General features: G+C 68.5%; 26 protein-coding genes. 14 read left to right on the top strand and 12 right to left on the bottom strand.

Going from position 1 to position 25,344, the window contains the following annotated elements:
* Positions 1 to 19 precede the first annotated feature (19 nt).
* The gene (locus tag ACGFY9_RS39545) at positions 20 to 1,108 is read right to left on the bottom strand and encodes a PP2C family protein-serine/threonine phosphatase (protein ID WP_393762506.1); all 1,089 of its coding nucleotides are present in this window, start codon (positions 1,106 to 1,108) and stop codon (positions 20 to 22) included.
* Between the two features lie 168 nt (positions 1,109 to 1,276).
* Here ACGFY9_RS39545 and ACGFY9_RS39540 point away from each other — a divergent pair, with 168 nt between their 5' ends.
* From ACGFY9_RS39540 to ACGFY9_RS39520, 5 genes are all read left to right on the top strand, one after another.
* On the top strand, positions 1,277 to 1,783 hold the full coding sequence (locus ACGFY9_RS39540) for a nitroreductase family deazaflavin-dependent oxidoreductase (protein ID WP_393762505.1): 507 nt from the start codon (positions 1,277 to 1,279) through the stop codon (positions 1,781 to 1,783).
* Positions 1,784 to 2,327: 544 nt separating this feature from the next.
* Positions 2,328 to 2,987 carry a TetR/AcrR family transcriptional regulator gene (locus ACGFY9_RS39535; RefSeq protein ID WP_393762504.1) on the top strand — a complete coding sequence of 220 codons (660 nt, stop codon included), beginning with the start codon at positions 2,328 to 2,330 and terminating at the stop codon, positions 2,985 to 2,987.
* A complete protein-coding gene (locus tag ACGFY9_RS39530; RefSeq protein ID WP_393762503.1) occupies positions 2,984 to 3,643 on the top strand; it encodes an ABC transporter ATP-binding protein in 660 nt (219 codons plus the stop codon). Before ACGFY9_RS39535 ends, ACGFY9_RS39530 begins: the two co-directional genes overlap by 4 nt.
* Positions 3,630 to 4,430 carry a hypothetical protein gene (locus tag ACGFY9_RS39525; RefSeq protein ID WP_393762501.1) on the top strand — a complete coding sequence of 267 codons (801 nt, stop codon included), beginning with the start codon at positions 3,630 to 3,632 and terminating at the stop codon, positions 4,428 to 4,430. Before ACGFY9_RS39530 ends, ACGFY9_RS39525 begins: the two co-directional genes overlap by 14 nt.
* A gap of 106 nt (positions 4,431 to 4,536) precedes the next feature.
* Complete coding sequence (locus ACGFY9_RS39520; protein WP_393762500.1) at positions 4,537 to 5,184, top strand: hypothetical protein; 648 nt, start codon at positions 4,537 to 4,539, stop codon at positions 5,182 to 5,184.
* A gap of 3 nt (positions 5,185 to 5,187) precedes the next feature.
* Here ACGFY9_RS39520 and ACGFY9_RS39515 read toward each other — a convergent pair whose 3' ends face one another.
* Positions 5,188 to 5,964 (bottom strand): flavodoxin family protein, encoded by a 777-nt coding sequence (locus ACGFY9_RS39515; RefSeq protein WP_393762760.1) that lies wholly within the window; start codon positions 5,962 to 5,964, stop codon positions 5,188 to 5,190.
* 301 nt (positions 5,965 to 6,265) lie between these two features.
* Between ACGFY9_RS39515 and ACGFY9_RS39510 the strand changes: the two genes are divergently transcribed.
* Together ACGFY9_RS39510 and ACGFY9_RS39505 are read left to right on the top strand one after the other, a co-directional pair.
* The gene (locus ACGFY9_RS39510) at positions 6,266 to 6,562 is read left to right on the top strand and encodes a hypothetical protein (protein ID WP_393762498.1); all 297 of its coding nucleotides are present in this window, start codon (positions 6,266 to 6,268) and stop codon (positions 6,560 to 6,562) included.
* Positions 6,562 to 6,927 carry a TfoX/Sxy family protein gene (locus ACGFY9_RS39505; RefSeq protein ID WP_393762496.1) on the top strand — a complete coding sequence of 122 codons (366 nt, stop codon included), beginning with the start codon at positions 6,562 to 6,564 and terminating at the stop codon, positions 6,925 to 6,927. Before ACGFY9_RS39510 ends, ACGFY9_RS39505 begins: the two co-directional genes overlap by 1 nt.
* Positions 6,928 to 7,033: 106 nt before the next feature.
* Here the strand turns inward: ACGFY9_RS39505 and ACGFY9_RS39500 are convergent, their stop codons facing one another.
* Positions 7,034 to 8,212, bottom strand: a complete 1,179-nt coding sequence (locus tag ACGFY9_RS39500; protein WP_393762494.1) for a serine hydrolase domain-containing protein — start codon at positions 8,210 to 8,212, stop codon at positions 7,034 to 7,036.
* A 498-nt stretch (positions 8,213 to 8,710) separates the two neighbouring features.
* Here ACGFY9_RS39500 and ACGFY9_RS39495 point away from each other — a divergent pair, with 498 nt between their 5' ends.
* The 3 genes from ACGFY9_RS39495 (at position 8,711) to ACGFY9_RS39485 (ending at position 10,591) form a co-directional block, all read left to right on the top strand.
* Positions 8,711 to 9,022 carry an ArsR/SmtB family transcription factor gene (locus ACGFY9_RS39495; protein WP_393762492.1) on the top strand — a complete coding sequence of 104 codons (312 nt, stop codon included), beginning with the start codon at positions 8,711 to 8,713 and terminating at the stop codon, positions 9,020 to 9,022.
* Between the two features lie 159 nt (positions 9,023 to 9,181).
* Positions 9,182 to 9,943: a class I SAM-dependent methyltransferase gene (locus ACGFY9_RS39490; RefSeq protein ID WP_393762490.1), complete on the top strand. Its 762-nt coding sequence runs from the start codon at positions 9,182 to 9,184 to the stop codon at positions 9,941 to 9,943.
* A 156-nt stretch (positions 9,944 to 10,099) separates the two neighbouring features.
* The gene (locus ACGFY9_RS39485; RefSeq protein ID WP_393762488.1) at positions 10,100 to 10,591 is read left to right on the top strand and encodes a MaoC family dehydratase; all 492 of its coding nucleotides are present in this window, start codon (positions 10,100 to 10,102) and stop codon (positions 10,589 to 10,591) included.
* Between the two features lie 126 nt (positions 10,592 to 10,717).
* On the opposite strand, the gene ACGFY9_RS39480 is transcribed toward ACGFY9_RS39485, so the two are convergent.
* Complete coding sequence (locus ACGFY9_RS39480) at positions 10,718 to 10,954, bottom strand: dihydrofolate reductase family protein (protein ID WP_393762486.1); 237 nt, start codon at positions 10,952 to 10,954, stop codon at positions 10,718 to 10,720.
* Between the two features lie 820 nt (positions 10,955 to 11,774).
* Entirely contained in the window at positions 11,775 to 12,773 is a 999-nt protein-coding gene (locus tag ACGFY9_RS39475; RefSeq protein WP_393762484.1) for a hypothetical protein, read from the bottom strand.
* A gap of 327 nt (positions 12,774 to 13,100) precedes the next feature.
* On the opposite strand from ACGFY9_RS39475, the gene ACGFY9_RS39470 reads away from it, so the two are divergent.
* Complete coding sequence (locus ACGFY9_RS39470) at positions 13,101 to 13,310, top strand: GIY-YIG nuclease family protein (protein ID WP_393762483.1); 210 nt, start codon at positions 13,101 to 13,103, stop codon at positions 13,308 to 13,310.
* A 525-nt stretch (positions 13,311 to 13,835) separates the two neighbouring features.
* On the opposite strand, the gene ACGFY9_RS39465 is transcribed toward ACGFY9_RS39470, so the two are convergent.
* Entirely contained in the window at positions 13,836 to 14,411 is a 576-nt protein-coding gene (locus tag ACGFY9_RS39465) for a TerD family protein (RefSeq protein ID WP_393762481.1), read from the bottom strand.
* Positions 14,412 to 16,062: 1,651 nt separating this feature from the next.
* Between ACGFY9_RS39465 and ACGFY9_RS39460 the strand changes: the two genes are divergently transcribed.
* Positions 16,063 to 16,527, top strand: coding sequence for a hypothetical protein (locus tag ACGFY9_RS39460; protein WP_393762479.1), 465 nt, complete (start codon positions 16,063 to 16,065; stop codon positions 16,525 to 16,527).
* Here ACGFY9_RS39460 and ACGFY9_RS39455 read toward each other — a convergent pair.
* Positions 16,520 to 17,134: an SMI1/KNR4 family protein gene (locus ACGFY9_RS39455; RefSeq protein WP_393762477.1), complete on the bottom strand. Its 615-nt coding sequence runs from the start codon at positions 17,132 to 17,134 to the stop codon at positions 16,520 to 16,522. The two genes, ACGFY9_RS39460 and ACGFY9_RS39455, sit on opposite strands and share 8 nt — an antisense overlap.
* A 974-nt stretch (positions 17,135 to 18,108) precedes the next feature.
* Here ACGFY9_RS39455 and ACGFY9_RS39450 point away from each other — a divergent pair.
* Positions 18,109 to 18,675, top strand: a complete 567-nt coding sequence (locus ACGFY9_RS39450; protein WP_393762475.1) for a hypothetical protein — start codon at positions 18,109 to 18,111, stop codon at positions 18,673 to 18,675.
* A gap of 147 nt (positions 18,676 to 18,822) precedes the next feature.
* Here the strand turns inward: ACGFY9_RS39450 and ACGFY9_RS39445 are convergent, their stop codons facing one another.
* The 5 genes from ACGFY9_RS39445 to ACGFY9_RS39425 form a co-directional block, all read right to left on the bottom strand.
* Positions 18,823 to 18,951, bottom strand: a complete 129-nt coding sequence (locus tag ACGFY9_RS39445; protein WP_393762474.1) for a hypothetical protein — start codon at positions 18,949 to 18,951, stop codon at positions 18,823 to 18,825.
* A gap of 238 nt (positions 18,952 to 19,189) precedes the next feature.
* On the bottom strand, positions 19,190 to 19,783 hold the full coding sequence (locus ACGFY9_RS39440; RefSeq protein WP_393762473.1) for a lamin tail domain-containing protein: 594 nt from the start codon (positions 19,781 to 19,783) through the stop codon (positions 19,190 to 19,192).
* 329 nt (positions 19,784 to 20,112) lie between these two features.
* The gene (locus tag ACGFY9_RS39435) at positions 20,113 to 21,579 is read right to left on the bottom strand and encodes a glycoside hydrolase family 16 protein (protein WP_393762472.1); all 1,467 of its coding nucleotides are present in this window, start codon (positions 21,577 to 21,579) and stop codon (positions 20,113 to 20,115) included.
* A 108-nt stretch (positions 21,580 to 21,687) separates the two neighbouring features.
* Positions 21,688 to 21,858, bottom strand: a complete 171-nt coding sequence (locus tag ACGFY9_RS39430) for a hypothetical protein (protein ID WP_393762471.1) — start codon at positions 21,856 to 21,858, stop codon at positions 21,688 to 21,690.
* A gap of 161 nt (positions 21,859 to 22,019) precedes the next feature.
* Positions 22,020 to 23,678, bottom strand: a complete 1,659-nt coding sequence (locus ACGFY9_RS39425) for a chitinase (RefSeq protein WP_393762470.1) — start codon at positions 23,676 to 23,678, stop codon at positions 22,020 to 22,022.
* Positions 23,679 to 23,909: 231 nt separating this feature from the next.
* Here ACGFY9_RS39425 and ACGFY9_RS39420 point away from each other — a divergent pair, with 231 nt between their 5' ends.
* Complete coding sequence (locus tag ACGFY9_RS39420; RefSeq protein ID WP_393762469.1) at positions 23,910 to 25,244, top strand: acyltransferase; 1,335 nt, start codon at positions 23,910 to 23,912, stop codon at positions 25,242 to 25,244.
* Positions 25,245 to 25,344: the final 100 nt, after the last annotated feature.

The following is a 25,344-nucleotide window of genomic DNA, read 5'->3' as shown; positions in this document are numbered from 1 at the left end:
TGCCGATGGTGGTGCCCCCTCACCCGATGGGAACAGATTTTCCTTCACCATGACCGTGGTAGCGCAGCAGGAGCATCGCGGCGTCGTCGTGGAGGGGCCCTGCGACATGGCGCACCAGGTCCTCGCGCAGCGCCTCCAGGGCGTGGCCGGCGTCGGGTTCTTTGAGCAGGTCCGCCCTCTCGCCGAGGGGGTAGAAGGAGTCGTCCGCGTCCCGGGCCTCGGTGACCCCGTCGGTATACAACAGCAGTTGCTCGCCGGCGGCGAAGTCCACCCGGTAGGGCTTCGGTCCTTCGGTGCCGTGGGCACCGAGTCCCAGGGGGAGGGCGTACACGGGCGGCTCCGGGAAGTCGACCGTGCCGTCCTGGCGTACGACCATGGGAGCCGGGTGACCGTAGTTGAGGAAGACGACCTCACCGTTTGAGCCGATCTCGGCAAGAACCGCGGTCACGAACCTCTCGCCTTCCAGCTCCCGGGCCACACTGCGCTCCAGGCGCTCCCCCAACCCGACCAGGTCGGCTTCGTCGTGCGCCGCCTCCCGGAAGGCACCGAGCACCACGGCAGCCGTCTCCACCGCGGCCAGCCCCTTGCCCTGCACATCCCCCACGATCACCCGGATCCCGTGCGGCGAGGCCACCATCTCGTAGAGGTCACCGCCGATACGCGCCTCCGCGACCGCCGAGGTGTACGACACCGCCGCCTGTAACGGGCCGGCGGTCCGCGGCACCGGCCGCAGCAGCACCCTCTGGGCCACCTCCGCGATCGACCGCACACTGGCCAGCTCCGCCTCCCGGCGCGAGCGTGTCACCGCAGCCGCGATACCCACCCCCGTCACACCCGCCACCGACGCCATCGCGGTGAACCCCCGCCGCTCCTCGAACAGCCCGTCGTACATCCCGAGCGCCACGCACACGAGCAGAGCCAGCGCACCGATCAGCGTCGTACGCCGCCACCCGCCGACCAGCCCGGAGAACGCCGGCCCCAGCGAGACCAGCGGCAGGAGTCCCACCCCGGGTCCGGCGACGACATCCACCCCAGCCACCACGGCCATCGCCGCCACCGGCATCCAGGACAGCACCGCGGAACCCTGCGTCGGCTTCTGCCCGTTCATGCGTCCTCCAGAGAAGTTCCAGCGCATGAGAGCCGTCTGATCGCTTGTGACACAGACACCCCTCCCCGAATTTAGACTATGCAAAGGTTCCTGTGAGGAAGAGGCTCACGGCCCAGCCTTTTACCCAATAGAGGCCGGAGCCGACAAGTACGACGTCGGAAGGCGAAGATGCCCCACAGACAGGCTCCACCGGAACGGCGTCAACTCCCCATCGGCCGACGGCGGTTCCTCGCCCGCCTGCCGATACCCCTCTTCCGCTGCGGGCTGGGGTGGATCTTCGGCGGCCGGCTGCTCCTGCTGCATCACGTGGGCCGCATCACCGGACTCGACCGCCACGTGGTCCTGGAGGTCGTGGAGCACGCACCGGACGAGAGCAGCTGGACCATCGCGTCCGGCTTCGGCCCGAAGGCTGCCTGGCACCGCAATCTGCGCGCACAGCCCAAGACCCTGATCGTGGTGGGCACCCGCCATCACGCCGTCACGGCCCGCTTCCTCACACCGGACGACGGTGCCGAGATCATGGCCCGTTACGCCCGACGCCACCGACGGACCGCACATCGCCTCTGCGCGTTCATGGGCCTGCCGCCCGACGGCACCGATGCCGGATTCCGGGAGGCCGGCCGGAACATCCCCTTCGTACGCCTGGACGCCGGCCCGGGAACCCGGCTGCAGTAAAGCCCGGACACCGCGCCGGTTCAACTCCAGACCAAGACCACCCCAAAGCCCTGGCGAACTTATTTTGCACTGTGCAAAACTTGCACTCGGGGACCGGGTCGGCGGTCGGTGTCGCCCAGCGCCCAGGAGTGATCGGCACGCTGTCCGGAGTGGGGGCGACACACCGACCGCCGACAGGTCCCCCACCGCTCGGCTCTCGGAGATGCGCGCACTGCGCACCCTCTCCACCGATCCGCGCGGTCCACTGCGGCCCGCGGAATGGACCCGGCCGAGAAGGACCGAGGAGGACGGGGGCCATGGCCACTGGAGACCCAGGCCAGGGCGGAACACCGGACGAGGGGGCGGTGTTCCGCCCATCCCGGACACCATGTGCTGTCCGATGAGGCGCTGCCGGACGGCGCGCCCACCGCGAACGCCCAGCCGGCCACTCCGGCCTACGCAGGCACGCCCCCGCCGAGGCCCCAGGCCGGGTGATACGTCCGTAGACACAAGGAGTTCCGCCTCCCCCTCGACGGCGATTGAACGATCGTTTAGTATCCTGTACATGCGTTCAATCCGTGACGACCGGACCACCCGCGCAGTCATCCGTGACGAGGCCCTGCGCCTGTTCTCCGCGAGCGGATGGGAGGCGGTGACGATGCGGCAGATCGCCGCAGCCGCCGACGTGTCGCCAGGGCTGGTCATGCACCACTTCGGGTCGAAGGAGGGCCTGCGACAGGAGGTCGACCAGTACGTCCTGGACGTCTTCGAGGCCATGCTCGGTGAGCTGACAGGTGACGGCGGGGCGGAGCTGCTCGATCCCGGGGCCGGGGCGAGTTCTCTGAGCGAGCTGTTCGCCCAGCACCTTCCCGACGACTCACCGCTGCCCAGCTACCTGCGCCGACTCCTGCTGTCCGACACAGACGCCGCGCAGCTGCTGTTCCGGCGCCTGTACGAACTGAGCAGGGCCGCGCTGGACGGTCTGGCGGCAGCGGGACTGGCCGCCCCCGGAAGGGATCCGGCGGTGCGCGCCGCCTTCCTCCTCGCCAACGACCTCGCCCTGTTCCTGCTGCGCGACCGCCTCACCGAAGTCCTGGACACGGACCCGCTGTCGGCCGACGGCATGGCCCGCTGGGCCCCGGAGATGCTCAGCATCTACGCGGGCGGACTGAACGCGCCCCCACCAGAACCGCAAGGAGACGCCCCCCAGGGAGACCGCACATGACGCCCGGATCAACCCCCGTACCAGCACCCGCACTTCAGGCCCACGACATCCGCAAGTCCTACGGCAAGAACCCTGTCCTGCGCGGCGCCGACCTCACCGTCACGCCCGGCCAACTCGTCGCCGTCGTCGGGGAGAACGGCGCCGGAAAGTCGACCCTGCTGAAGATCCTGGCCGGCACCCTGCCCGCCGACAGCGGCGAGGTGACACTGTCCGGCGCCCTCGGCTACTGCCCGCAGGACCCCGTCCTGAACGCGAGCCTCACCGTCAAGCAGCACCTGCGCTACTTCGCCGCCGCCCACCGCCTGCCCGACCTGGACCGCGGCCGTGAACTCGTCCGCCTCCTCGGCTACGAGCAGTACGGAGCATCCCCCGCCGGCGAACTGTCCGGCGGCACACGGCAGAAGCTCAACCTCACCCTGGCTCTCCTGCACGACCCGGACGTCCTCCTCCTCGACGAGCCCTACCAGGGCTTCGACTGGGAGACCTACCTGCGCTTCTGGGACCTGGTCGAGGACCTGCGCGCCCGTGGCAAGGCTATCGTGGTCATCACCCACCTCGTCTTCGAGCAGGAGCGCTTCGACCTGCTGGCCGACCTCACCGACGGCCGGCTCACCCCGCGCACGACGTCGAGGGAGGACCACCATGTCGGCGCCTGACGCACTCCAACTTCGGCCGCTGCACGGCCAGTTCCCCACCGCCCTGCGTTTCTGCGTGCGCGACCAGACCCGCAACCGGCTCGCCGCACTGCTGCTCGTCCTCTTCGTCCCCGCCTGGTACCTGATGATGGACGCCCTGGCCGGACACACGCCACTGGACTTCAAGCTCTACGCCACCGGCCGGGTGCTGCACGTCGACGGCGGCCAGCTGACCCTGATCTCGGCCGGCCTCAACTCCGTCACGATGATCGCCGGGTTCGTCGTCTTCGACGCCGTCCGCAAGGCCCTCACCTTCGACCGCCGCCTGGTGTTCGCCGGCTACCGGCAGAGCACCCTCATCGGCGCCAAGTCCCTGTCCATCGCCGCGGTCGCCAGCGCGATCGCCCTCTATACCGCGCTCGCGATGCTTCCCTTCTGGCGTCCGGACCCCGGCGGCTGGTTCGCCGTGCTGGCCGGCTTCACCGCCATCGCACTCACCTACGGCGCGCTCGGCCTGCTCCTCGGCGTCCTGGTCAAGCACGACCTGGAAGGCTTCTTCCTCATCATCATGGGCGGGCTGATGGACACCTTCCTGCAGAACCCGCTGGGCAACCCGCTCGCCAACAAGCCCGTCCTGGAATGGTTTCCCTCCTTCGGACCCATGCAGTTCGCCGTCGGCGGCTCCTTCGGCCACACCCTGCTGTGGGGTCACCTCGCGCTCGGCCTGAGCTGGGCGGCCGCCTTCGCCGCGGTCGGACTGGTGATCTTCCGGATCAGGACCCGCAACCGCACGCGCACCGGTGGCTGAGGACCGCCGTACTCCCGCCGCAGTAGCCCGGCACTCCCCTCGGAGTAACCCCGACCCGCTCCTCCCGTACGACGACCCCGACGGCCCGCCGATCGAGCATGAAGGCATGATTCTCATCGAGGTCTTCGCACCTGCGGGCGTTCTCGACCCGGCACGACACCAAGAAGTCGGCAAACGACTCATCGACGCGCTCATGGGCTCCGGGGACTCCCACGCCGAAGCCGTCATGGACTCCGCCCGTGATCTCACCCAGGTCCTCATCCACGAACCGGCCGCCTGGATCACCGGCGACCGGCACCCGGTCGACCCCGCCGACCCGCCCCGCTACCTGATCCGCGTCAGCTCACCGGCCCCCTGGCGCAGGGAGATGAGCGCCCACGCCATAGACCGGCTCACCCAGGCCCTGGCAGAGACCGAGGACGAGGCGGGTCGGGATCCCGGCCGGCTGCGCGACCAGCCGCACGCCCTGGTCCACGTCGTCGGCATCCAGGAAGGCAGCCTCGGGCTGTACGGCCGTCCGATGGGCAGCCTGGATCTCATCCAGCACATGACCGCCCCGCACCGCGACACCATCGCCCAGCTGCCCACCGACGACCTGCCGCCCGGCACGGTCATCGACCCGGTGTGCGGCATGACCGTCGACCTGAACACCACCGACCTCACCCTGGAGGTCGAGGGCACACTGCACGGCTTCTGCAACGGCCAGTGCCGGCGCATCTTCGCCGACGAGCACGGGGTACCACTGAAGGCATAGGGCTCAGCGGTAGTCGGGGTTGGCGGCGTCGAAGCGGCAGCCCGCGTCCCACTCCGAGCGCTGGTTGCCGTGCGCCGGGATGCCCTTGGCGCGCTTGAGCATGGCGGCCATGTGCATCAGGTTCCAGGTCATGAAGGTGGTGTTGCGGTTGGTGAAGTCGTTCTCCGGGCCGCCCGAGCCGGGGTCGAGGTACGACGGTCCCGGTCCCGCCGGTCCGATCCAGCCGGCGTCGGCCTGCGGCGGGATGGTGTAGCCGAGGTGCTGCAGGCTGTAGAGGACGTTCATCGCGCAGTGCTTGACGCCGTCCTCGTTGCCGGTGATCAGACAGCCGCCGACGCGGCCGTAATAGGCGTACTGGCCCTCGGAGTTGAGCAGACCGGAGCAGCCGTAGAGGCGCTCGATGACCTTCTTCGTGACCGAGCTGTTGTCGCCGAGCCAGATCGGCCCGGCGATCACGAGGATGTCGGCGGCCATGACCTGCTCGTACAGCGCGGGCCACTCGTCCGTCGCGAAGCCGTGCTGGGTCATGTCGGGGTAGACGCCGGTGGCGATGTTGTGGTCGACGGCCCGGATCTCGGACGTGGCGACACCGCGCGACATCATGATCGCCGCGCTCTTGTCGATGAGCCCCTGGGTGTGACTCTGCTGCGGGGAAGGCTTGAGCGTGCAGTTGACGAACAGGGCGGTGAGGTCGTCGAAGCGATAGCTGTCGTCGGTGGCGTTCACGGCGGCTCCTTGCGCGTGAGGCGGTGTTTTGTCCCGGGCCGGGGACGGATCCAGCGGCAGCTTCTCGCGGGGATCTGCGTTTGTCGCGCTTTGTCCGCCATCCGTCATCCTTCCGACCGATGTCGCGCACAAGGGGACGCCGGCTGGGATCCTGGCCCCGTGGCAATCGATGTGACGGTGCGGCGCGTGATCCCGCTACCGCCCGAGCAGGTGGCGGCGTACGCCATGGACTGGTGTCACGACACTTGGGGGCACCTCCCATGCCCGTTCAGGGCTATGGGGGAGGACCCAGGGCATCCGGCAGGCGGAGCTGACCAGGGAAGCGGACGGCGGCGGGTTCGGAGTGGGCGCCGAGGTGACTCGTACGGCGTACTTCCTCGGTCGGCGCATCGACTACGTCCTGCGGGTGACCGCACACGAGCCACCACGGCTGCTGGACATGATCGCCACGACCACCCCCATGCCCATGCACGTCACCTACCCCTTCGAGGCCCACCCACGCGGCACCCTGGCCGGCATCCGGGTAGGCGGTGGCCCCGGCGGTCTCCTTCGCCTGACGGCACCCCTGATGTCCCGCAAGGTCCAGTCCAGTCTGACCAAGGACTTGCGTGGCCTCGAACGCCGGCTCACCGACCCGGAAGGCGGCACGTGATGGCGTACGACGAAGGGCTGGCCGCCCGCGTCCGGGCGCGCTTGGGAGCGGGTCCCGACATCACCGAGGTGGGGGTCCCCCCGCTCGAGCGAAGCCGAGAGTGGGGGAGGATATTCGGGGGCATCGCGTTCCTCCACCACGGCAACATGGCCGTCGGCGTGAGCGGCGACGACCTCATGGTCCGGGTCGGCCCCGACGCCACCGCCGAAGCCCTTGCCCGGCCCGGCGCGCGGATCTTCGACATGACCGGTCGCCCGATGCGCGGCTGGGTCGTGGTCGCGGGCTCCGCCGTCACGGAGGACGAGGCGCTCGGCGAGTGGATCGACGAGGGCCACGCGTTCGCGGCGAGCCTGCCGCCCAAGTGAGGCTCGGGTGTTCGGTCCGTGCCGCATCTGCAACTGTCTCGTCGCCGACGATGCGTCAGCTCCCGGTAAGCAGGTGCAGGACGACCGGTGCTGCGGTTGCGGCGGATCAGGAGGTGCCGCTGTCCGGGGCGGTAGGAGCGCAGAGCTGATGGTCGATGAGCCTGTCCATCGCACGCTCGGTGGCCAGCCCGTCCGGAGCGCCGTCGCCGCTGACCGCCACCACAACGGTGCGATGCCCGTCGGGGGTGGAGCCGTCGCGAGTGGTGTAACCAGGCATGTCGCCGCCGTGGCCCCAGTAGCCACCGCCGCAGGTCAGCGGGATCCACATCACGCCGAGGCCATAACGGGCACCGGGCCACTCCTCGGCCAGGGCCGGGGCTGGGACGGTTGACTGCATTTCGGCGAGCTGGTCCGGGCGCAGCAGCCTGCCGCCGAGCAGCGCGGACCAGAAGCGGACCAGGTCACCTGTGGTGCTGACGACTGCCCCGGCCGCACCGGCCGCGGTCGGATTGAACACCGTTGCGTCGATGGCCTCGCCCGAGCCGAAGTTGGAGTAGCCGTGCATGTGCGGCCCCGGGACGCGCGGCGACGTGCCTGGTGCGAGGGTGCGGTGCAGGCCCAGCGGCGCGATGATCCGTTGCTCGACCTCGTCCTGCCAACTCCGCCCGGTGATCCGTTCGATGATCATCCCGGCCAGAATGTAGTTGGTATTGGAGTACTCCCACCTGGTTCCGGGTGCGAAATCCGGCGCATGGCGCATGGCGATGGCCACGAGTTGCCGGCTGGTCCAGGTGGTGTACCGCTGGGCGAGGAAGTTCTCCTTGGTGTCCATCTCCGGGAAGTCCGACGTGTAGTTGAACAGTCCGCTGGTGTGCTGCAGCAGCTGCCGGACAGTGATCCGGGAGCCGTCGTTGCCGTTGCCGTCAACCACCCCGGGCAGCCACCGCTCGACCGCGTCATCAAGGGTGAGCTGCCCTTCGCCGACGAGTTGGAGGAGCACCGTGGCGGTGAATGTCTTGGTCGCGCTGCCGATTCGGAACCGGTCGCCTGTCTCTGCCGGCGTGCCCACGGCGGTATCCGAGAGTCCGGCCGTGGCGTGCTCGCGCTCATGCCTTCCGGCCGCTTCGGCCAGCACCCCGACCGTCCCGGTCCGCTGCACAGAGTCCACCTGAGCCCGCAACCCTCCCGCCCCGAACGCCTCCGCCGGGCCCGAGGCCAGCGCGATTCCAGCCAGCACGGTGGCGGCCGACAAGGCGGCGGTTCGGCGGCAGGTCCGTACACGCATACCGGGTCTCCCTCTGCGCCGGGGCATCAGGCACCCACGCTAGGACTCCCGTCCCGCCCCCACGATGGGGCTGACCCGCCGAAGCCCATGGGGGCAAACCCCACTCCCACTGTCCTTGGGCAACGAAGTTGGTCGTGCGTCTCGCACTGGCCCGGGCGGACCGAGTTGGATGGCAAAGGCTGTTGCTGATCCTCCGGCTGTGATCGTTTCGGGCTGCGCATGGGCGAGTCGGCGGGCCCCGAGTCCTGGTCGCGTTCGTGCCGTTTCCGCGTGCCGCACGCAGGTGCGGGTACGGGGCCCTGGCCGGAAGTCAAAGGATCATGAAGGGTGAGTGCTCGGCCAGCAGGAGCCTGCGCAGCGACGAGCGGATGCGCGACAGGATGTGGCGACGTGACGAGGCACATGCAGACATGGCTCCCCCAACAGCGGTAAGGTACGCACTGTTGCGTACCTTCCGAAAGGTACGCACATGTGCGTACCTTGTCGAGAGGCGGAGCGATGGCGGCGGGCGAGTTGGCGCATCCTCGCGTTGAGGAGCTGGAAGTAGGGGCCATCCTTGTGGCGCTGGCTGATGCGAACCGGCGTCGGGTCGTGGCTGAACTGGCAGCGGGACCGGATGAGGAGCGGCTGTGTGCTTCCTTCGATCTGCCGGTGGGCAAGTCCAGTCGCACCCGTCACTGGCGCGTCCTGCGTGAGGCGGGGCTGGTGTATCAGCGCGATGCCGGAAACGGGCTGTACATGCGCCTGCGAAAAGAAGATCTGGACCGCCGCTTCCCGGGCCTGATCCAGGCCGTCATCTCGGCGGACTAGGCGTACCCGAAGCTGATCCAGTGGTGCCGACCTCGAACCATTCGACCCCGCGAGCTTCGGCAACTGCCGTGCCGGGGGCTCTGGTTGTGACCGGAAGTGATCACCGGGTTGGGTGATCCGGCGCCCTGCTGCATCGAGGTAGGGACCCATGATGTGGAGATGACTGACAGCTCACGTGCTCATTCGTTCAACTCGGCCGCTGCCCAGTACGAGGCGAGCCGCCCTTCGTACCCGTCGGCGCTCTTCGACTTCGTCGAGGAGACCCTGAGCCGTTCCCTGGCGGGTGCCCGCGTCGCCGACGTCGGCGCGGGCACCGGAATCGCGACCTCCCTGCTGCGGGAGCGGGGTGCCGATGTGGTCGCCGTCGAGCCTGGTGACGCGATGGCCGCCGAGTTTCGCCGGGTGCTCCCGGACGTGCCGATCGTCCGAGGAGACGGCAATGCCCTGCCACTCGCCGATGCCTCGCACGACCTCATCACCTACGCGCAGTCCTGGCAGTGGACCGACACCGGCCGTTCCGTCCCGGAGGCCCTGCGGGTCCTGCGCACGGGCGGGGCGCTCGCGATCTGGTGGAACACCACCGCCTTCGATGTGCCATGGATCCGCGCCCAGCACGAGCGCATCGCGCACCACTGCGGAGTTCCCGCCCGCTCCGCGGCGCGCCCCGACGACGGCGAGGCCATCCGGCTCGCGGGGCTGACCGGACTGCGGGTTGTGCGCCGGCAGATCCGCTGGCAGCGGACCGTCGCCCTTGCCGCCCACCTCGCCAATATCAGCAGCCGCTCGGCGTTCCTCGTCCTCGGCCAGACCACGAACCGGGCCTTTCTCGCCGAGGAGCGCAGGCGACTGCACGAGGCTTTCCCTGATGAGCTGGTGGACGAGACCTATGTCGTTGATGTGCTGGTAGCCGCTCGTCCGTGACCCTGCGACGGGCCGGCAGACAGCGCAGGGCGGCACGGCGCCTTGGCCGATCCTGGATCATTCCCTGCGTTCGGGCAGGCAGCCATCCGTTACCGTACGCCCCATCGTCCACCACGCCTCGTCGAGTTCGGCGAGGAACAGAGTGAGAGGGCGTCCATGACGACGACCGTCCCTGCCCCCACCGACAACTTCACCCACCCCGTCGAGGACCGCTACTTCGAGGACTACGTGCCGGGCGCCGTGCACGTCTTCGGCAGCAGCACCCTCACCGAACAGGACATCCTCGACTTCGCCCGGCGCTTCGACACCCAGAGCTTCCACACGGATCCCGTGGCGGCGCAGGCCGGACCGTTCCAGGGGCTGATCGCCAGCGGCTGGCACACCACCGCCGTCATGATGCGCCTGTACGCCGACCACTACCTCAGCAAGGTCGCCTCGCTCGCATCCCCCGGCGTCGACGAACTCCGCTGGCAGCGGCCGGTGCGGCCAGGCGACACCCTCTCGGTCCGGGCCACGATCACCCACGCCCGTATCTCCCGCTCCAAGCCCGACCGCGGCATCGTGCACACCCAGGTCGAGGTCCTCAACCAGCACGGCGAAACAGTGCTCACCATGACCGTCATGAACATGCTGCGGCGCAGGCCGTAGCGGCCCCGGTCCTCGGTACGGGCGGCGTGCAGGGCGATGATGCCGGTCATTGCCACGGCGCGAAGCCGACGCGCTGCCCGGTCGTCGCCCACCAGTACCAGTACCAGTTCGAGAAACGCCAGATGTTCAGTCGGCCACGCGGTATCGCAGGTGCGTGACGCCTGGGGTGTCGATCACGCGGACGAGGTCGAGCCGACGGGGCGAGCCCAGCGCGCCGAAGAGCGACCGGCCGGCACCGAGCAGTACGGGGACCTGGTGGGTCTCAAGCTCGTCCAGCACCCCGGCCTGCACCGCCAGCTGCGCCGTTGTCGCCCCGTGGACCAGCACGTCGCGCTCACCGGCGGCCTCCTTGGCCCGCGCCATGGCCGCCTCGATGCCGTCGGTGGCGTAGCGGACGTTGGGGCCCTGGACGGCGCGTCATCGTCAGCCTCAGAGCGGGTGAACACCTCAATGTGGACGCCATCGTGATGGTCACTGCCCCAGCCGCCGACCGCGTCGAACGTGCGCCGTCCCGTCAGCACCGCGCCGGTGGCCAATATCTCGTGGACCACCGGAAGGCTGGCCGCGTCGGTCCGGATGACCGGTAGGCCGACTCCGCCGCGGGCCTCGTGGTCGCCGTCGAACAGCCACGCGTGCAGCTGCTCGCCGCCGGTGCCGAGGCCATTCTGAGGGCCGTCATCGGGACCAGTGATGAAGCCGTCGAGAGATATGGACATGTAGAGCACGGAGGGGGACACGATCGGGTCCTCCTGTCGTGACGGAGCGTGGACAGGCCGAGCGAGTCATCAGGCTGCTTCATCTCGGCTTCATGCTTCTCCCTGCAGACCGTCTGCGTGCCCGGAACTCGTCGTGAACTCGGTCCTGCCCGGCATCCACCTGATCGCGCCCCTGCCCACGCGCTGGATCATCGGCACCCTGTGCCATCGGAAGCCGGAGCGACTGGTGGAGCGCGAGCGGCTACCCCTCTGACCCGGGGCCTCGCTGGTGATCGCACTTCACAGCAGCCGGGCGTCGATCGCTGCAGGGTGTAGCGGTGTACGGGGTCGGCCGAATTGGTGCCGGTGAGCTGGCGGATGTGCTCCAGCCGGTAGGTCAGCACGCACGCGGAAGGGATGTGCCGCGACTCTCTGCGCACCACTGATGCCTCTTTACGGCGGCGTGCCGCATCGGAGCCTTGCGCTGGCTAGAGATCGCTCGTGCGGGTTGCCGTCCTGAGTCGGTCGAGACTGGTGTAGCGCTGGCCGAGTGTCCATGCCCAGGTGCGCCCCGTCTCGGTGACGGTGTCGTTGACGATCGGCCCATCGAGCCGGATGGTGTCCAGATCCTCGGAAGCGGACAACAGGAAGACCCCGTTGGACTCGCCCTCGGGTCGGTATCCCTCCTTGACGAGGGCAGCGATGAGATCCGCAAGCTCGGCGCGCCCCTCGCTCCGATGGCATTCGGCTTCCTCCCGGGTGAGCAGGACCTCGGGGTGGTATGCGCGAATGCGGGCGAGAAGCGGCTGGATGGCCCCGTCGGTATAGAACCCGAAGTGCGTCAGGCCCTCGCGGAAGGACCGGCCCGGCTGACAGACGTAGGCCGCGAGGCGTCGGTACTCCGGCCAGGCGGAGCGGGCCGCGACGATCACGGTGTCGTCGTTGGTCAGCAGTCCCTCCGCCTCGTAGAGGGCGATGAGCTCGTACAGCAGGAAGCGGGTCTGCTCGCCGACGAGTCGTGCCGGGTTGGTCACCGCGGCTTCGATCGCGGTGGCCAGGTCGCGGAAGGACAGCCACAGCACCCGGTCGCGGACCTGATGGGGTATGCCGTCGACCTGTGTGAACCACGCCGGGCGGACCGGGTCCGGTGTCAGGACGAACAGGCGGGCGCTCGGGTCCCCGTCCAGCTGCCGCATATGGGCGCGCAGTTGGCTGCGGCCGTGCCCTTCTCCGGCGTAGGCGCCGCGCACGGTCTTGGTCTCGAACCACCAGGTGAAGCGCGCCGAGATCCGAGCGTCGGGAACCGCCTCGTCGATCGTGACCTGGTTGTGGAAGGAGACGGCGGGCAGTTCTCCCGCGCCTGCGGTCGCGGTCTCCAGGAGCTCTTGCACCAGTGCCAGATCGATGCGTTCGAACACGGCCATGGTCGAGGAGGTGACGCGGTTCTCGCCGCTGCGGTAAGTGGAGAAGAGGGGGCTGGGCGGCATGCGCGACAGGATAGAGGCTCGTGCACGCAGCTCCTCCGGCCCTCTGCGGTCGGCGCCTGATCCGGTGTTTCAGGCCGACAGCGGGCCGTCGCCCGGCTCGCCCAGGTTCTCGGCGAACTGGAAGAGGGCGGGCAGCGCGATCGGCGGCGCTCAGGGCTGCGAGCGCCGCGTCCATGCGTCGTTCGTGGGCGCCGGTCCACACCGCGAGCTGCTCGCGGCCGACGTCGGTGAGAGTGACGACCGAGGCGCGGCGGTCGGCTGGATCGACCTCGCGGACCACCAGCCCCTCAGTGATCATCTGGCCGATCAGCACGCTGACGGTGCTGGGTGCCAGTCTGCCCATCACCACGGGCCTGTACGCCTGGTGGGCCCCCGCCAGAGGTGCTGACCACCTTGGGCGGGCCGGCGAATGAGAGCGATCGGGGGCAGCGCCTCCTCTATCTCGGCAAGGCCAAGCGGCTGCGGACCCGCATCGTCTCCAGCCATCTGAGGGACGCAGGCTGGTCCACCCTGCGGCGCACACTGGCCGGTTGCTGATGCCGGCCGAGGGGTACTGCACCACGTGGACCGACCGCGTCGTCCTGATCCCCGAGGACGAGCAACGTCTTACCGACTGGACGCGCCATCACCTCCGCCTCACCTGGTGCGAGCGCCCCGATCCCGTCCCCTGGAGACAATGCCCATCTCCTGACTCCGCCCGCCCCTGAACCTCGACGGCACAGAGCACGGAACCACCCGAGAATGCGTCAAGCGGGCGCGGGCCGCTTACTGCACCAGCGCCGGCCCTCGCCCGGACACGGTCCGCATGCCGACCTGGGCTGGCCCGGATTCCGCCGCGAAGGGCGGGCCGAGCGACCACACCGGGTCATCGGACCCCATGGGCCCGCCACCGTCGACGCAGCCAGTCGCCGGCCTCCCCGAGAGCGACGAGAAAGACCGCCGAAGCCGCACACCGGCCCGGCGAGGCGGGCTGTGCGAGTGCCTTGCCCAGGAGCCAGAGGACCAAGGCAAGCAGCGCCCACCACATACCGAGCGACAAGGTCGCGCGTCTCGCACGCGGGCTCACATCGTCCCTGCCGGACACGTGCCCGGAGTGTCGTCCGGTCCGCACTCCTCGGCGGCGCCCATTTCCAAGGTGAAGACCGGCGGGTCGCTGTCGAAGCCCCGGATCATGTCGTGGAACTCCCAGGCACCGGAGCCGTCCCTCCTGAACTCCGCGACCGTCGTGGCGGTCGAGCCGACGACCCCGGCGAAGTCGTCTGCCAGCAGTTCCCTGTATCCCTCGACGACCAGCACACCGGCATTGGCCATGTCGCCGAAGGTCCGGCGCCCGCCGTCCTGATGGATGGCCACCCCCACCACGACCCGGCCGTAGGCGGATGCCAGCCGGTCGAACTCCAGACTCATGACCTCGACGTAGCCCAAGCCCAGCCCAGTCTGGCTGTGCCGGGACATGTTGATGGTGCCGTCGGGTGACCGGCTGTCGTAGTGGACGACATAGACCGGCCGCCCGTAGAGGTCGTCCGCGGAGTAGGTCGCGGCGATGATGTCGAGATGCCGAGGCGATTCCCCCAGGGGACTCGGGTCCCACTTGAGTCGCACCTCGACCTTCCCCAGTCCCTTGCCCGCGCTGCTCACCGGACGCCACCTTTCCCGCATCGAACCACCCCAGGACCGGCTGGCCCCTACTCGTCAAGTATGGCCTGTGACCAGCCACTTGATGCTTCCTTGATGAGCTCCGGGCCGAGCCGGCAGTAATGGCAGTACGCGAGACCACCTCTTCGGGCCGGTCGACAGGTTGCTGCCCCCTGGTCAATATGCCGACAGATCAGTGGGTCAGCATGACTCCCTTGGGCACACCCAGAGGGCAGGCGGCTTCATCGCGCCGACACAGCGGACCAGAAGAAGCCTGGAGCCCGGCAGGAGCGAGACCGGCGAGTGACCTGGTCGACGGCAAGTCGCGGCCGCCCAGAACGTATCTGTATCGACGAACCGGCAACTCGCATCCGACAGGCCCTGGGCCGCTTACTGGAACACAACCGCAGCCGCAGTACCTGCATGCGGCTCGGGGTCCGGACCATCCGCCGATCCGCTTGCCCGTGCCCTGGCAGCACACTGAACTGGACGAAGACCGACTGCCGAAGCGGCTGGTACTCGCGGTCTGATGGGCCTCGACGGGGTCACTTTCCACGACACCACCGCCCACACGCCGGCGACGACTGAAGGGGCAGGCAGCCTGAACGCCGTCTGGTGTTACCCGGACTGGGAGGCGGCGCGGAGCCGTGTGATGGCCTGCCGCAGTTCATTGAAGGCGCGTTCTTCCCCCCGTGGCTCGGCGCGGGAGGCGGCAAGGACATTGTCACGCGCCGCACGGACACGGGCATAGACATCGAAGCAGGTGAGGGCCTCTTGGATCACCACCTCCTGCGGCGTGGGGGAAGGTGTGGCGGAGGGGCCGTTTCGGAGTCACATGGCCGGACTCTTCTCTCATTGCGAGGCGACGAATCGGGAAGAAGCAATGTGTTCCATGAGGCGCTGCATGCCCAGCTCCCGGAGAACGCGCACGCTGCGGGGTGAAGCGCGGGGAAGCGCATAGGGGACCGGCTGCAGGGGCCTGCGCAGCGCGATGGTCTCCGGGGCAGTACAGGTGGTCTTGCCGGGGTTTGCTTCTACGACGCCGGGGGCCCGAGCCCAGGCTCTCAGGAGTTCCCTCCGGACACGAGGAGCATCCCCGGCGGTCGACTTGCCCCGCAGTCGGACGACCGCACGGGAGCGTGAGCGCACAGCAGGCCTTTCGGGCGCGGACTGACACGTCGCCGACCAGACTTCCCGGCACACCACCCACCCCCGAGCAGCGAGGCGAGCCGTCGTCACCCTAAGCGCCGCCACGGCCACCAGCACAGTCCGCGCCCCTGCCTCAGCCGTTCAGACCCCACGCCCGCGCAACCGCTGCCTGCCCAGGGAGGCGACGGCCGCCTAAGTCATCACTTTTCCGGTCCGGTGGATGCGAAACAGGCCCGCCGCCGCCCGCTGCTTCCGCTCTCCAAACTCATCCGCGACGTCGCCCTCACCCACCTCGACCTGGCGGACATCAGCTGGCACTGCGCGCCGACGGCTCAGCGTTTGGCCTCCCCCTACTCGCCCACAAGTCAAAGAACTATTAAATCGGAATCAAAGAAATACTAAAATCGGGCGCGGACATGTCATAAGGTCAGGCAGGTGTGCCACGCCGACCCTGCAGCTCACCAGGGCCAAGTACCCGGCCGCCGCAGCCTATTACTGGATCCTGATGGAGAAACTGGCCTCCCACCCGGGGAGCAAGAAGTACAACTCGCCACTTCATCGCCTCGCGGACGACACGAAGGCGACGGACAACCGGAACAAGATGTGCGAACTCGCGGTGGCAGAGTGGAATCCGTTCCCGGACGCGATCGGGCCGAGCTGCGACGAATACCCGTTCGCCAAGTCACGTGAAAGTGGCGGAATGACGCTGGCCTCGGGCAAATCATGTGCACAGATGTACGCGGTGCAAAACGCCGACGACACCTACACGCTCAAGCTCGACCCCAACTACGCCTACCCGACCTGGAACGAGGTCTGCGGACGTGCCGCCATCACAGCCAGCCAAAACACAGCGGCCGGCGGCGCGTTGGGCCGGTTCACGAAGAATGTGAGGCTGCTGGACAGAGACGCGCACTACGTCCAATCCGGTTACGAGTCCTGCGATCTCAGCGGGGTCTGCGACTTCAGCTGACCTGCTGTGGGGGGCGGATGTGCCATTCAAGCATCCGCCCCCCGTAGAGCACGGGGACTCGCGGTACGGAGGTCACCGGAGCGCCGGTCTCCACCGAGCCGCACAGATCTACGAGCATAAGATCCATGCGCGGCCACAGCATGCGGTACTCGGAATCACCGAACGACATCTCCCCGATTTCCCCCGAGTGATGATGCCGGTGGTCGACGAACAGCAGATCGCCGGAAATATTTCGGGCGAGGGGAACCCATTGGCTGTCGGCGATCTGGCCGACGACCAGGTCCTCCTCGCCCTCCTCGCGGGCGTCTTCCACCATCGAGACGAGATCACGGTGAGCTTCCAGGATTCCATCGACGTCAAGGAGGCTGTAGCCAAGGAGAAAGGCTCCCGGCTCCGTACTGGCCCTCCGCATGGTGACGCCGTTGTGCAGTTCGAGGGTTGTACGCACATCCTCATGGAGAGAGAAGCCCAGGCCGTCCTCCAGGCGCTTGATATCGCCACCCGGACAACCCTGCCTCAAGGACCCGTAGTCTCCGGGGGCATGCTCGGCCAGCCAGTTCTCGAAGCGGGACCACAACTCGGTGAGACCAGGTACTCCGGTAGTCATGAGGGCTTCGCTATCACGTGAAGGTTAACTTGGCTCTGGACGCCCTGACTGGCCGTCATGGCAAATCCTCGCCGCCTGCGTCCCAGGCCCGTTGGACCGCGCGGATGTCTGGATCCGTAGAGCTCGTAACAAGATCACGAGCGGGCCAGGGCTGATGCGTTCTCAGCCGACAAGATGAGCTGATCGCCTGCGTACGCGCCACCATGGGTGGTCCACCCAGTTCGGCAACGAGAGACGCGACCCCTGATGACCAAGGTTGTCGAAGCCTTTGATCACGAACAGGGGTCGCATTCGCATGCCATCCTCTGATCGGTGTCCTGCGGCGTCACCGCGAGGACATCGACTGCGCCTCCCCGGATCCACAACTGCCGCAACTCGGCTCCCTGGCTGAGGACTTGGGCCGGATACCCGATCCCGCTACCGCCTGGGCTCCCTGCTCGCGCCGTGTCTGATCGCCGTCCCCAGCGAGGCAACGTCCCCGACGGCCATCGCCCGCTTCGCCGCCGCAGCCGATCCCTACCGGTCACGACCTCAGCACGCAACCGCCATGCTCCGACTCGCAGCGTGAGAACGCATTGCCCCTGCCTCCAATACCCTTTCGCTTGTCCGAGGAAGTCGTGATCTACGTCATGACGCATGGATCAGCCGCCACAGGGAACGATCCGGACAAGACGAGCGGATAGGCCATTTCATTCTCGCGGGACATACGCGGGACGGCGGGCCTGACAGGGCATCAAGTAAGCCGCTGACCTGCGAAACAGCTGGGAAGCCGACGGCCTCCGGAGCCGTGTGCGCAGGTTCGAATCCTGCCGGGGGCACCTTGTATTTGGTGCCCAAAGACCCCGCCATCAGCGCGTCAGCTGAGGACGGGGTCTTCGCATATGTGCAGGCGGGTGTCGATGAATGCCGCCGTTTGTCACTGATCGCACCGCAGCGGCAGGGCATCATTGACCCAGTCCATGGCGAGGTGGGGGATGAAGGACAGCGAGCCTGAGCGTGAGGCCAACGGCGTTTTGCCGACAACGCAGGAGATTCGCGAAGCCTGGGCCGCAGAGGCGTACTCCGTCCTCGTGGGCGTGGCGCGCAGCTACCACGCTGTCATCACTTACAAGGAGTTGGCTCAGGAGATCCAGAGCGGGACGGGATTCCGTACGAAGGTTCGCTTGCATCACTGGATCGGCTCCACGCTCGGCAAAGTGGTCCGTGAAGCGCATCGCCGTGGCGATCCACCGCTGACCGCGCTGGTGGTTCACAGCGACGACGGCATGGTGGGCAACGGCTACAAGGAAGTGCTGGAAGTCGCTGGAGAACCGCCGATGGAGGACGTGTTGGAGCGTGAGCGGCATGCCGCCGATGCCCGGCTCGCTTGCTATCGGCACTTCGGAGCGACCCTGCCGCCCGGCGGTGGCGTCCCCGCGCTCGCTCCCAGACATCAGGCAGCCGTCGAGCGCCGACGTGAGCGCGCCGAAAAGCCTCCACGGGTCTGCGGCAGTTGCTTCGTCCAGCTCCCCGCGACGGGGATTTGCGACTCGTGCGGTTAGCCGCCTTGGAGCAGTACCCAGAACCGTACGGCTGAGCCCCGGGCTTCTCGCAGTCCGAATTCCGTCCGCCTCGGTCTGCGGACCTGTTGCCCGGGCCGTCGGCCCCAACAGGCCGGCTGACCAACCCACTTGGCTCCGCGACATCCGCTACTTGTCCGCCCGATACAACTTGATGTCCTTGATGTCCTTGTTCACGAACCGGTGGACGTAGCCGCAGCGCCAGCAGATCAGGCCGGTGGCGTTCTCGTCGGCCGAGGCCAGTTTCATGAAGTCCATGCCGGTGCTGTTGAGGAGGATGCCCCGTTCGCGGAACAGATCTCCCTGGCAGACCTGGCACTTGAGCCATATGTCTCCCAGTGCCTCGCGGAGGGGTGGGCAAGGCCGCCGTGTTCGCGCCTCTCCGGCGCAGACATCTGCGGCGCGCCGCCCCTGGATGGGACAGCGCGCCGCAGATGTCACGTCACCGCTCGGGCGTCATGGCGGCGTGCCGTCATGGCGTCGTGGTGCGGGTGGTTCAGTGGTGGCCGCCACCCTCGTGGCCGCCACCACCGTTGTGGCCTCCGCCACCGTTGTGGCCTCCGCCACCGTTGTGGCCTCCGCCACCGTTGTGACCGCCACCGCCGTGGCCGCCCCCGTGATTGCCCCAGGACGTGTCGTCGACGAGGCGGCGGTGGTCGTTGCGGAGGGTGGCGGTGTCGGAGTGGTTGTCCCAGGTGTAGTTGTGGCGGTCCTGGTAGAGGTCGCGGTCGGTGTCGCGGCCGACACCGGTGTGGACGCGGACGGTGGCGTGGCCGTTCAGGCGGTAGTGGTGGAAGGTGTAGGTCTGGCCGTCCTTGTTCGAGAGCTTCCAGCCGTCGAGGTTGACGCTGCGGCGGTCGTGGTTGGTGATCTCCACCCACTCGTTGTTCAGCGAACGGGCGGAGCGGTCCTCCGGTCCCGGAGAGTCGTACTGCACGCGGCTGATCTCCACGTTCGTCCGGGCCGCGTGGTGGTCGGCAGCGGTCGCCGGCAGTGCCGCCGCGCCGACGAGAGCGCCGGCAGCCAGAGCGGCTGCGGCCAGACGGCGGACGGACACGGAAGGTGAAGAGGTCACGGGTTCCCCCAGCATGGTGCGGGCACCTCCCCGGATACGGCTACGGCCGGATCCCGGGCTGTGCGGTGTGCGGGTGGCGGCCTGTTGGCCGCACACCCACACCTTCTCCACCAGGCGGTCGAGATATGAGCGATACGTGAATCGTGTTACGAGTCAGTCGTGTTTCCGTGACTCTCGCCTGTACCATCCATTTATGTACGTGATGCACCAGGTTGACGCCCCGGCGAGCCGACGGGCCTTGCGGGCATTGGTCCGGGTTCCGCGTTCGCCAGGGTGCGCCACCCCCGGCCCGCCGGGAGCGTCACCCGAAAGTGAGTAACGGCGGGCCTCCCACCTGCGCATTGTTACTGGTAGTAACAATATTTCGCCGTTCCTGATGCCGGGTCACCGAACACCGTGTTGGTGCAGGGGGTGCCACCCGAGAAACTGCCGTAGAAGTACTGGCCGTTCGCCCCGTACGCCACCTCGTGGGTGCCGGCGAAGGAGCAGGTTCCGTTCTCCGCCGCGCATGTCGTCCAGGTCGCGAACGTCGGGGGCGGCGACACGACGTAGCACGTCTTCGCCGTGCCGGAGATCGGGTCGCCGAAGACCGCGTTGGTGCACGGGGTGCCGGCCGGCAGCGTGGCGTAGCGGTACGAACCGGCGGCGCCGTACGCGACCGTCATCACGCCGGAGAACGAGCAGGTGTTGTTCTCGGACGCGCACGGGGACCAGATGTTGGTTGCCGGGGGTGCCGCTTCGGCGTAGCAGGACTTCACCACTCCTGAGGACGGGTCGCCAAAGACCGCCGTGGTGCAGGGGGTTGAGCCGGTCGCCGTCGTGTAGTCGAAGCGGCCGTTCGCGCCGAAGGCCACTGCCGACGTGCCGTCGAGTGTGCAGGTGCCGTTCTCCGCGGCGCATTGGGGCCAAGTGCCGGGCAGGGCTTGGGTGGTGGAGCCTGTGGCGCTTCCCGTTGTGGTGTACGCCGCTACGTAGTCGACGCTCAGGGTGCCGCCCGATGTCGTCGCGCCGGACGGCGTTGTGCAGCCGCAGGCCGCGTTCGGGAACGTGCCGCCCATCGCCAGGTCCAGGATGATCGACTGGTTGTGGTCGAAGGCCGCCTGCCAGGTGGCGGTGCCCACTTGGGCCTCGGAGACCGAGTAGTAGGCGCCGCCGTCCAGGTAGAACGTGATCGTCTCCGCCGACGTGTTGGTGCGGTCGAGGATCATCGCGTACGTGTGGAAACCGCTCTGGCAGCCGGAGCAGGCGCGCAGGCCGCTGCTGATTCCGGTGCCCTCGTTGCAGGGGCCGCCCGGGGAGGTGCCGCAGTGGATCGTGCCGGCCACGTCGGAGAGGGCGTTGACGTCCTCCATGATGTCGATCTCGCCGTTCTCCGGCCACTGGCCCGGACCCAGCATCCAGAACGCGGGCCAGTAGCCCAACCCGCTTGCGGGGCTTGGCTGTTGGATGGACGCGGTGACCTCCAGCTTGCCGCCGGCCGGTGCGCCCACGTTCGCGGTCGGGGTCTGGATACGGCCCGAGGTCCACGAACTTCCAGAGCCCAGGGCGGTGATGTCCAGGTTGCCGTTGCCGTCGAGGTGGGTGTTGGCGGTGGAGTCGGTCATCGTCTCGATCTCACCGGTCCCGAAGCTGGAGCCCGGGCCGGTGTCGAACTTCCAGTTGGCCGACGAAGGGGCCGATCCCGCCGAGCCGTTGAAGTCGTCGGTGAAAACGGTGGACCAGCCGGAGGGGGCTCCGGGGGCGGCGGCCAGTGCGGGCTGGGCGGTCGTGGTGCCGTAGAGCAGGGCGACCATCGGGGCCAGGGTCGCCACCCAGACCAGGTGTCTCGGCCTTGGCCTCCACCTACGTCCGGTGGTGTGCGCGGCCTTTCCTCTCAACTTCGATCTGAACATCGTCCGGCCTTCCTCATGAGGAGTGCGTTACTGGACGTAACAGGGCTTGCTCGTTCCGGAGACCGGGTCTCCGTAGACCGTGTTCGTGCATGGGGTGCCACTCGTGTAACTGCCGTAGGAATACCGGCCGTTGACGCCGTCGACCAGGACCTCGCCGCCCACGCCCACCGTGGCGTTGTTCTCCCAGCCGGAGGACACCGGCGGCTAGAGGCGACCCTGGGTGGGGGCAACTTCCGTAACGTGCGTTTCATGAGGCTGCTTCTCCTCGTTCGAGCGGCGACGCGGAGAGGGGGAACCTTGCGGCCGGCGGATTGAAACGTTCGATCCGCCGGCCCGAAGGAGCCAGGCCGGCTCACGGGTTACTGCACGTAGCAGGACTTCGCCGTACCCGAGACCGGGTCACCGAAGACCGCGTTGCTGCACCCGGTGGATCCGGAGACGGACCGGTACACGTACCGTCCGGCCGCGCCGTACGCCACCTCGTGGGTGCCGGAGAAGGTGCAAGTGCCGTCTTCCGCCGCGCAGTTGGTCCAGCTGGCGAAGGACGGGGGTGCGCCGATCAGGTAGCAGGACTTGGCGGTGTTGGCGGCCGGGTCGCCGAACACCGCGTTGGAGCAGGCCGTACCGCCGGGCAGCGTCGCGTAGTTGAAGGAACTGCCCGCGCCGTAGGCCACCGTCATCACGCCGGAGAAGGCGCAGGTGCCGCCCTCGGCGGCGCAGGATGTCCAGACGTTGGTGGCGGGCGGGGCGCTCTGGCCGTAGCAGGACTTGGCGGTGCCGGAGATCGGGTCGCCGAAGACCGCGTTGGTGCAGGGTGTGGAGCCGGTCTCCGTCGCGTAGTTGAACCTGCCGCTCGCTCCGTAGGCGACGGCCGTCGTCCCGCTGACCGCGCAGGTGCCGTTCTCGCTCGCGCACCGGGCCCAAGTCCCGGGCAGGGACGGCACAGTTGAGCCGGTTCCCCCGCCACCACTGCTGCTGCCAGAGGTGAAGGCCTGGAAGATCCGGGCGAAGTCACCGGAGTTCTGGCTGACGCCGCTGCACGTGCTCTGGGCCGAAGTCGAGCCCGCGCAGCCGCCGTTGTCGCGGTTCTGCGACCAGTACGACGTGAGCGCGATCCCTCGTGAGGCGTCGAAGGCCTCTACGCTCCGGGCGTTGTCGAGGGTGAAGACCTCGCCGGCGCTGTCGTTCTGGCCGATCATCGGGGTGTTGCCGAGCTTGGCGTACGCGGCGGACGTGGAGATGCCGAAGGCGCTCGCGACCTGGCCGGCCGCCGCGTCCACGGACGTGTTGGCCGCGTTGCCCATGTCGGTGCCCGAGGAGCCGTAGTCCATGGTCATCAGGTTGACGACGTCCGGGGTGAAGCCGTTGGAACGGGCGTTGTTCAACACGTTCACGCCGTCGCCGGAGAGGCCGCTGGGGAGGGCGGGGAGGGTGACGGAGATGGACAGTGCGCGGCCGTTGTTGGCGGCCCAAGTGCGCACCTGGGCAAGGGCCTTGTCGCGGCGGTCGATGCCGGAGGAGTTGGTGAGGGAGGCCGACTCGATGTCGAAGTCGACGTGCGAGAGGTTGAAGGTGGTGATGACGTTCTCGATCTGCGCTGCCGCCGCCTCCGGGCTGGAACAGGAGTCGCCGATCTCGGTGAGCGCGGTGTCGGAGGTGTAGCCGCCGAAGGAGACGGAGACGTCGCCGCCCAGGCCGCGGATGCCGTCGATCTGCGACTGGAGGGCGGACTGGCCCGGCACCTGCCACTGACAGCCGGGGCCGTCGACGAACGCGGCGGTGAAGAACTTGGTGCCGTAGTTGTTGGCCACGTCGGTGAGGGAAACGTTTCCCGAGCCCGCGTCGAAGTACGGCGCGAAGACGTGGGCGGGCCAGGCGTTCGGGGCGGAGGCCGCCGATGCGGGGGCCGCCGCCACGGTGAGGCCGGCGGCCGCGAGGGCTCCGGTCAGCAGGGTGGCGGAGAAAAGGGAGCGGGACAGGGAACGGGCGAGGGAACGGGATCTCGATCGGGTACGCATGCGCGACCTCCACGGGGGACGGGGGGTGAATCGATTCAATCCCTGCGCGATATTGGTGCAGACCAATTCGCTGTGTGGGCTCAGGGAAGCAGCGTTGGCAGGGGCGAGTCAAGGCAAGGGTGGGTCAAGGGATTTGCGGAACCGGCGCGGGTGTCGTGACGGGCACGGATTGGTTGCGGGACGGCGCCACTCCCCCACAACTGCCGCTCACCGGCGGCACCATGGCGTCCCATGGGGGACTTGAGCGGGGGCAGCGGGGACCGGGATCGCTACGTCGACTTCCTGCGGGCGTGGGCGATCGTGCTGGTGGTGTTCGGGCACTGGCTGATCACCGGGTTGGTGCGTGACCCCGACGGGGCGATCAGCGCACCGGAGTTGCTCGCCACCGTGCCCTGGACCCAGTGGCTCACTCTGGGCTTCCAGATCATGCCGCTGTTCTTCCTGGCCGGCGGGCACGCGGCCGGCGGCTCCTGGGCGCGGGCCCGCAACGAGGGCCGTACAGCGACCGGTTGGGTGGGTCAGCGGGCGCTACGGCTGCTGCTGCCGGCCGGGGTGTACAGCGGGCTGGTGCTGGTCGCCGTCGCGGTCTGCTCGGCGGTCGGGGTGGACCCCGGCATCCTCGCGCTCGTCGGGTGGGCGATGGCGATGCAGTTCTGGTTCCTGCCGGTGTATCTGCTGCTCAGCGCGGCAACTCCCGTTCTGCACGCGGCACATCGGCGGTGGGGGCTGCGGGTGCCGGTGGTGATGGGGGTGGTCGCGCTGGTCGCCGACGCGCTGGTGGTCACCGTGCACGCGCCCTTCGTCGGGCTGCTCAACTACGTGCTGGTGTGGGGTGTCGCCTATCAACTGGGCTTCTGCTGGCGGGACATGCTGCTCAGGGAACGGTCCGCCCTGTCTGTCTCCATGGCCGCGGGCGGTGCCGCCGCCTTCGCGGCGCTGGTCGCGTTCGGGCCCTTCCCGGTGAGTCTGATCCTGGTGACCGGGCAGAGCCCCAGCAACACCAATCCTCCGTCCGCCGCGATGCTGGCCTGGGCGGTTGGGCAGGTCGGGCTGGCGCTGTTGCTCGCGCCTGTGCTGCGGCGGCTGTTGGCGCGTGAGCAACTCTGGGGGCTGGTACGGCCGTTGGGCGGGGCCAGCATGACGCTCTACCTGTGGCACATGCTGCCGGTGCTGATCGTCGCAGCGGCCTTCTATCTCACCGGGCTCGCGCCCGAACCGGCCTACGGGTCGGGGAGTTGGTGGGTGCTGCGGGTGCCGTGGCTTGCCGTCCTCGGGGTGGTGCTGGTGGGGGTCGTGGCGGCGGCGGGGCCGTTGGAGCGGGGGCTTGCGGTGGTGTACGAGCGGACGCGGCCGGGTGATCTGCCGCTTGAACTCCCGCGTCTGCCTTGGGCGTTGTGGGGTGGGATGGCGGCGAGTGTGAGTGCGCTGATCTGGTTCGCCGGGCATGGGTTCGCGTATGGCGGGCGGTTCCCGGTGCTGCCGGCGGTGGGGCTGGTGGTGGGGGTCGGGCTGGTCATGGGGACGGGGCGGAGTGTGGCGGACCGGGGTGTGCGCCTTAGCGTCTGAGTGGCTTGTGTTGTTTTGCGGGTGCGGGTCCGCTGTGGCTGGTCGCGCCCGCGCGGCGGAGCCGCAAATGTCACAGCCCCGCGCCCCTTGGGGGGTTGCC

This window comes from Streptomyces sp. NPDC048504, from assembly GCF_043200035.1.
GTDB lineage: Bacteria > Actinomycetota > Actinomycetes > Streptomycetales > Streptomycetaceae > Streptomyces.
Note: the sequence above shows the minus strand (reverse complement) of the source record. Positions and strands in the feature narration are given on the sequence as shown.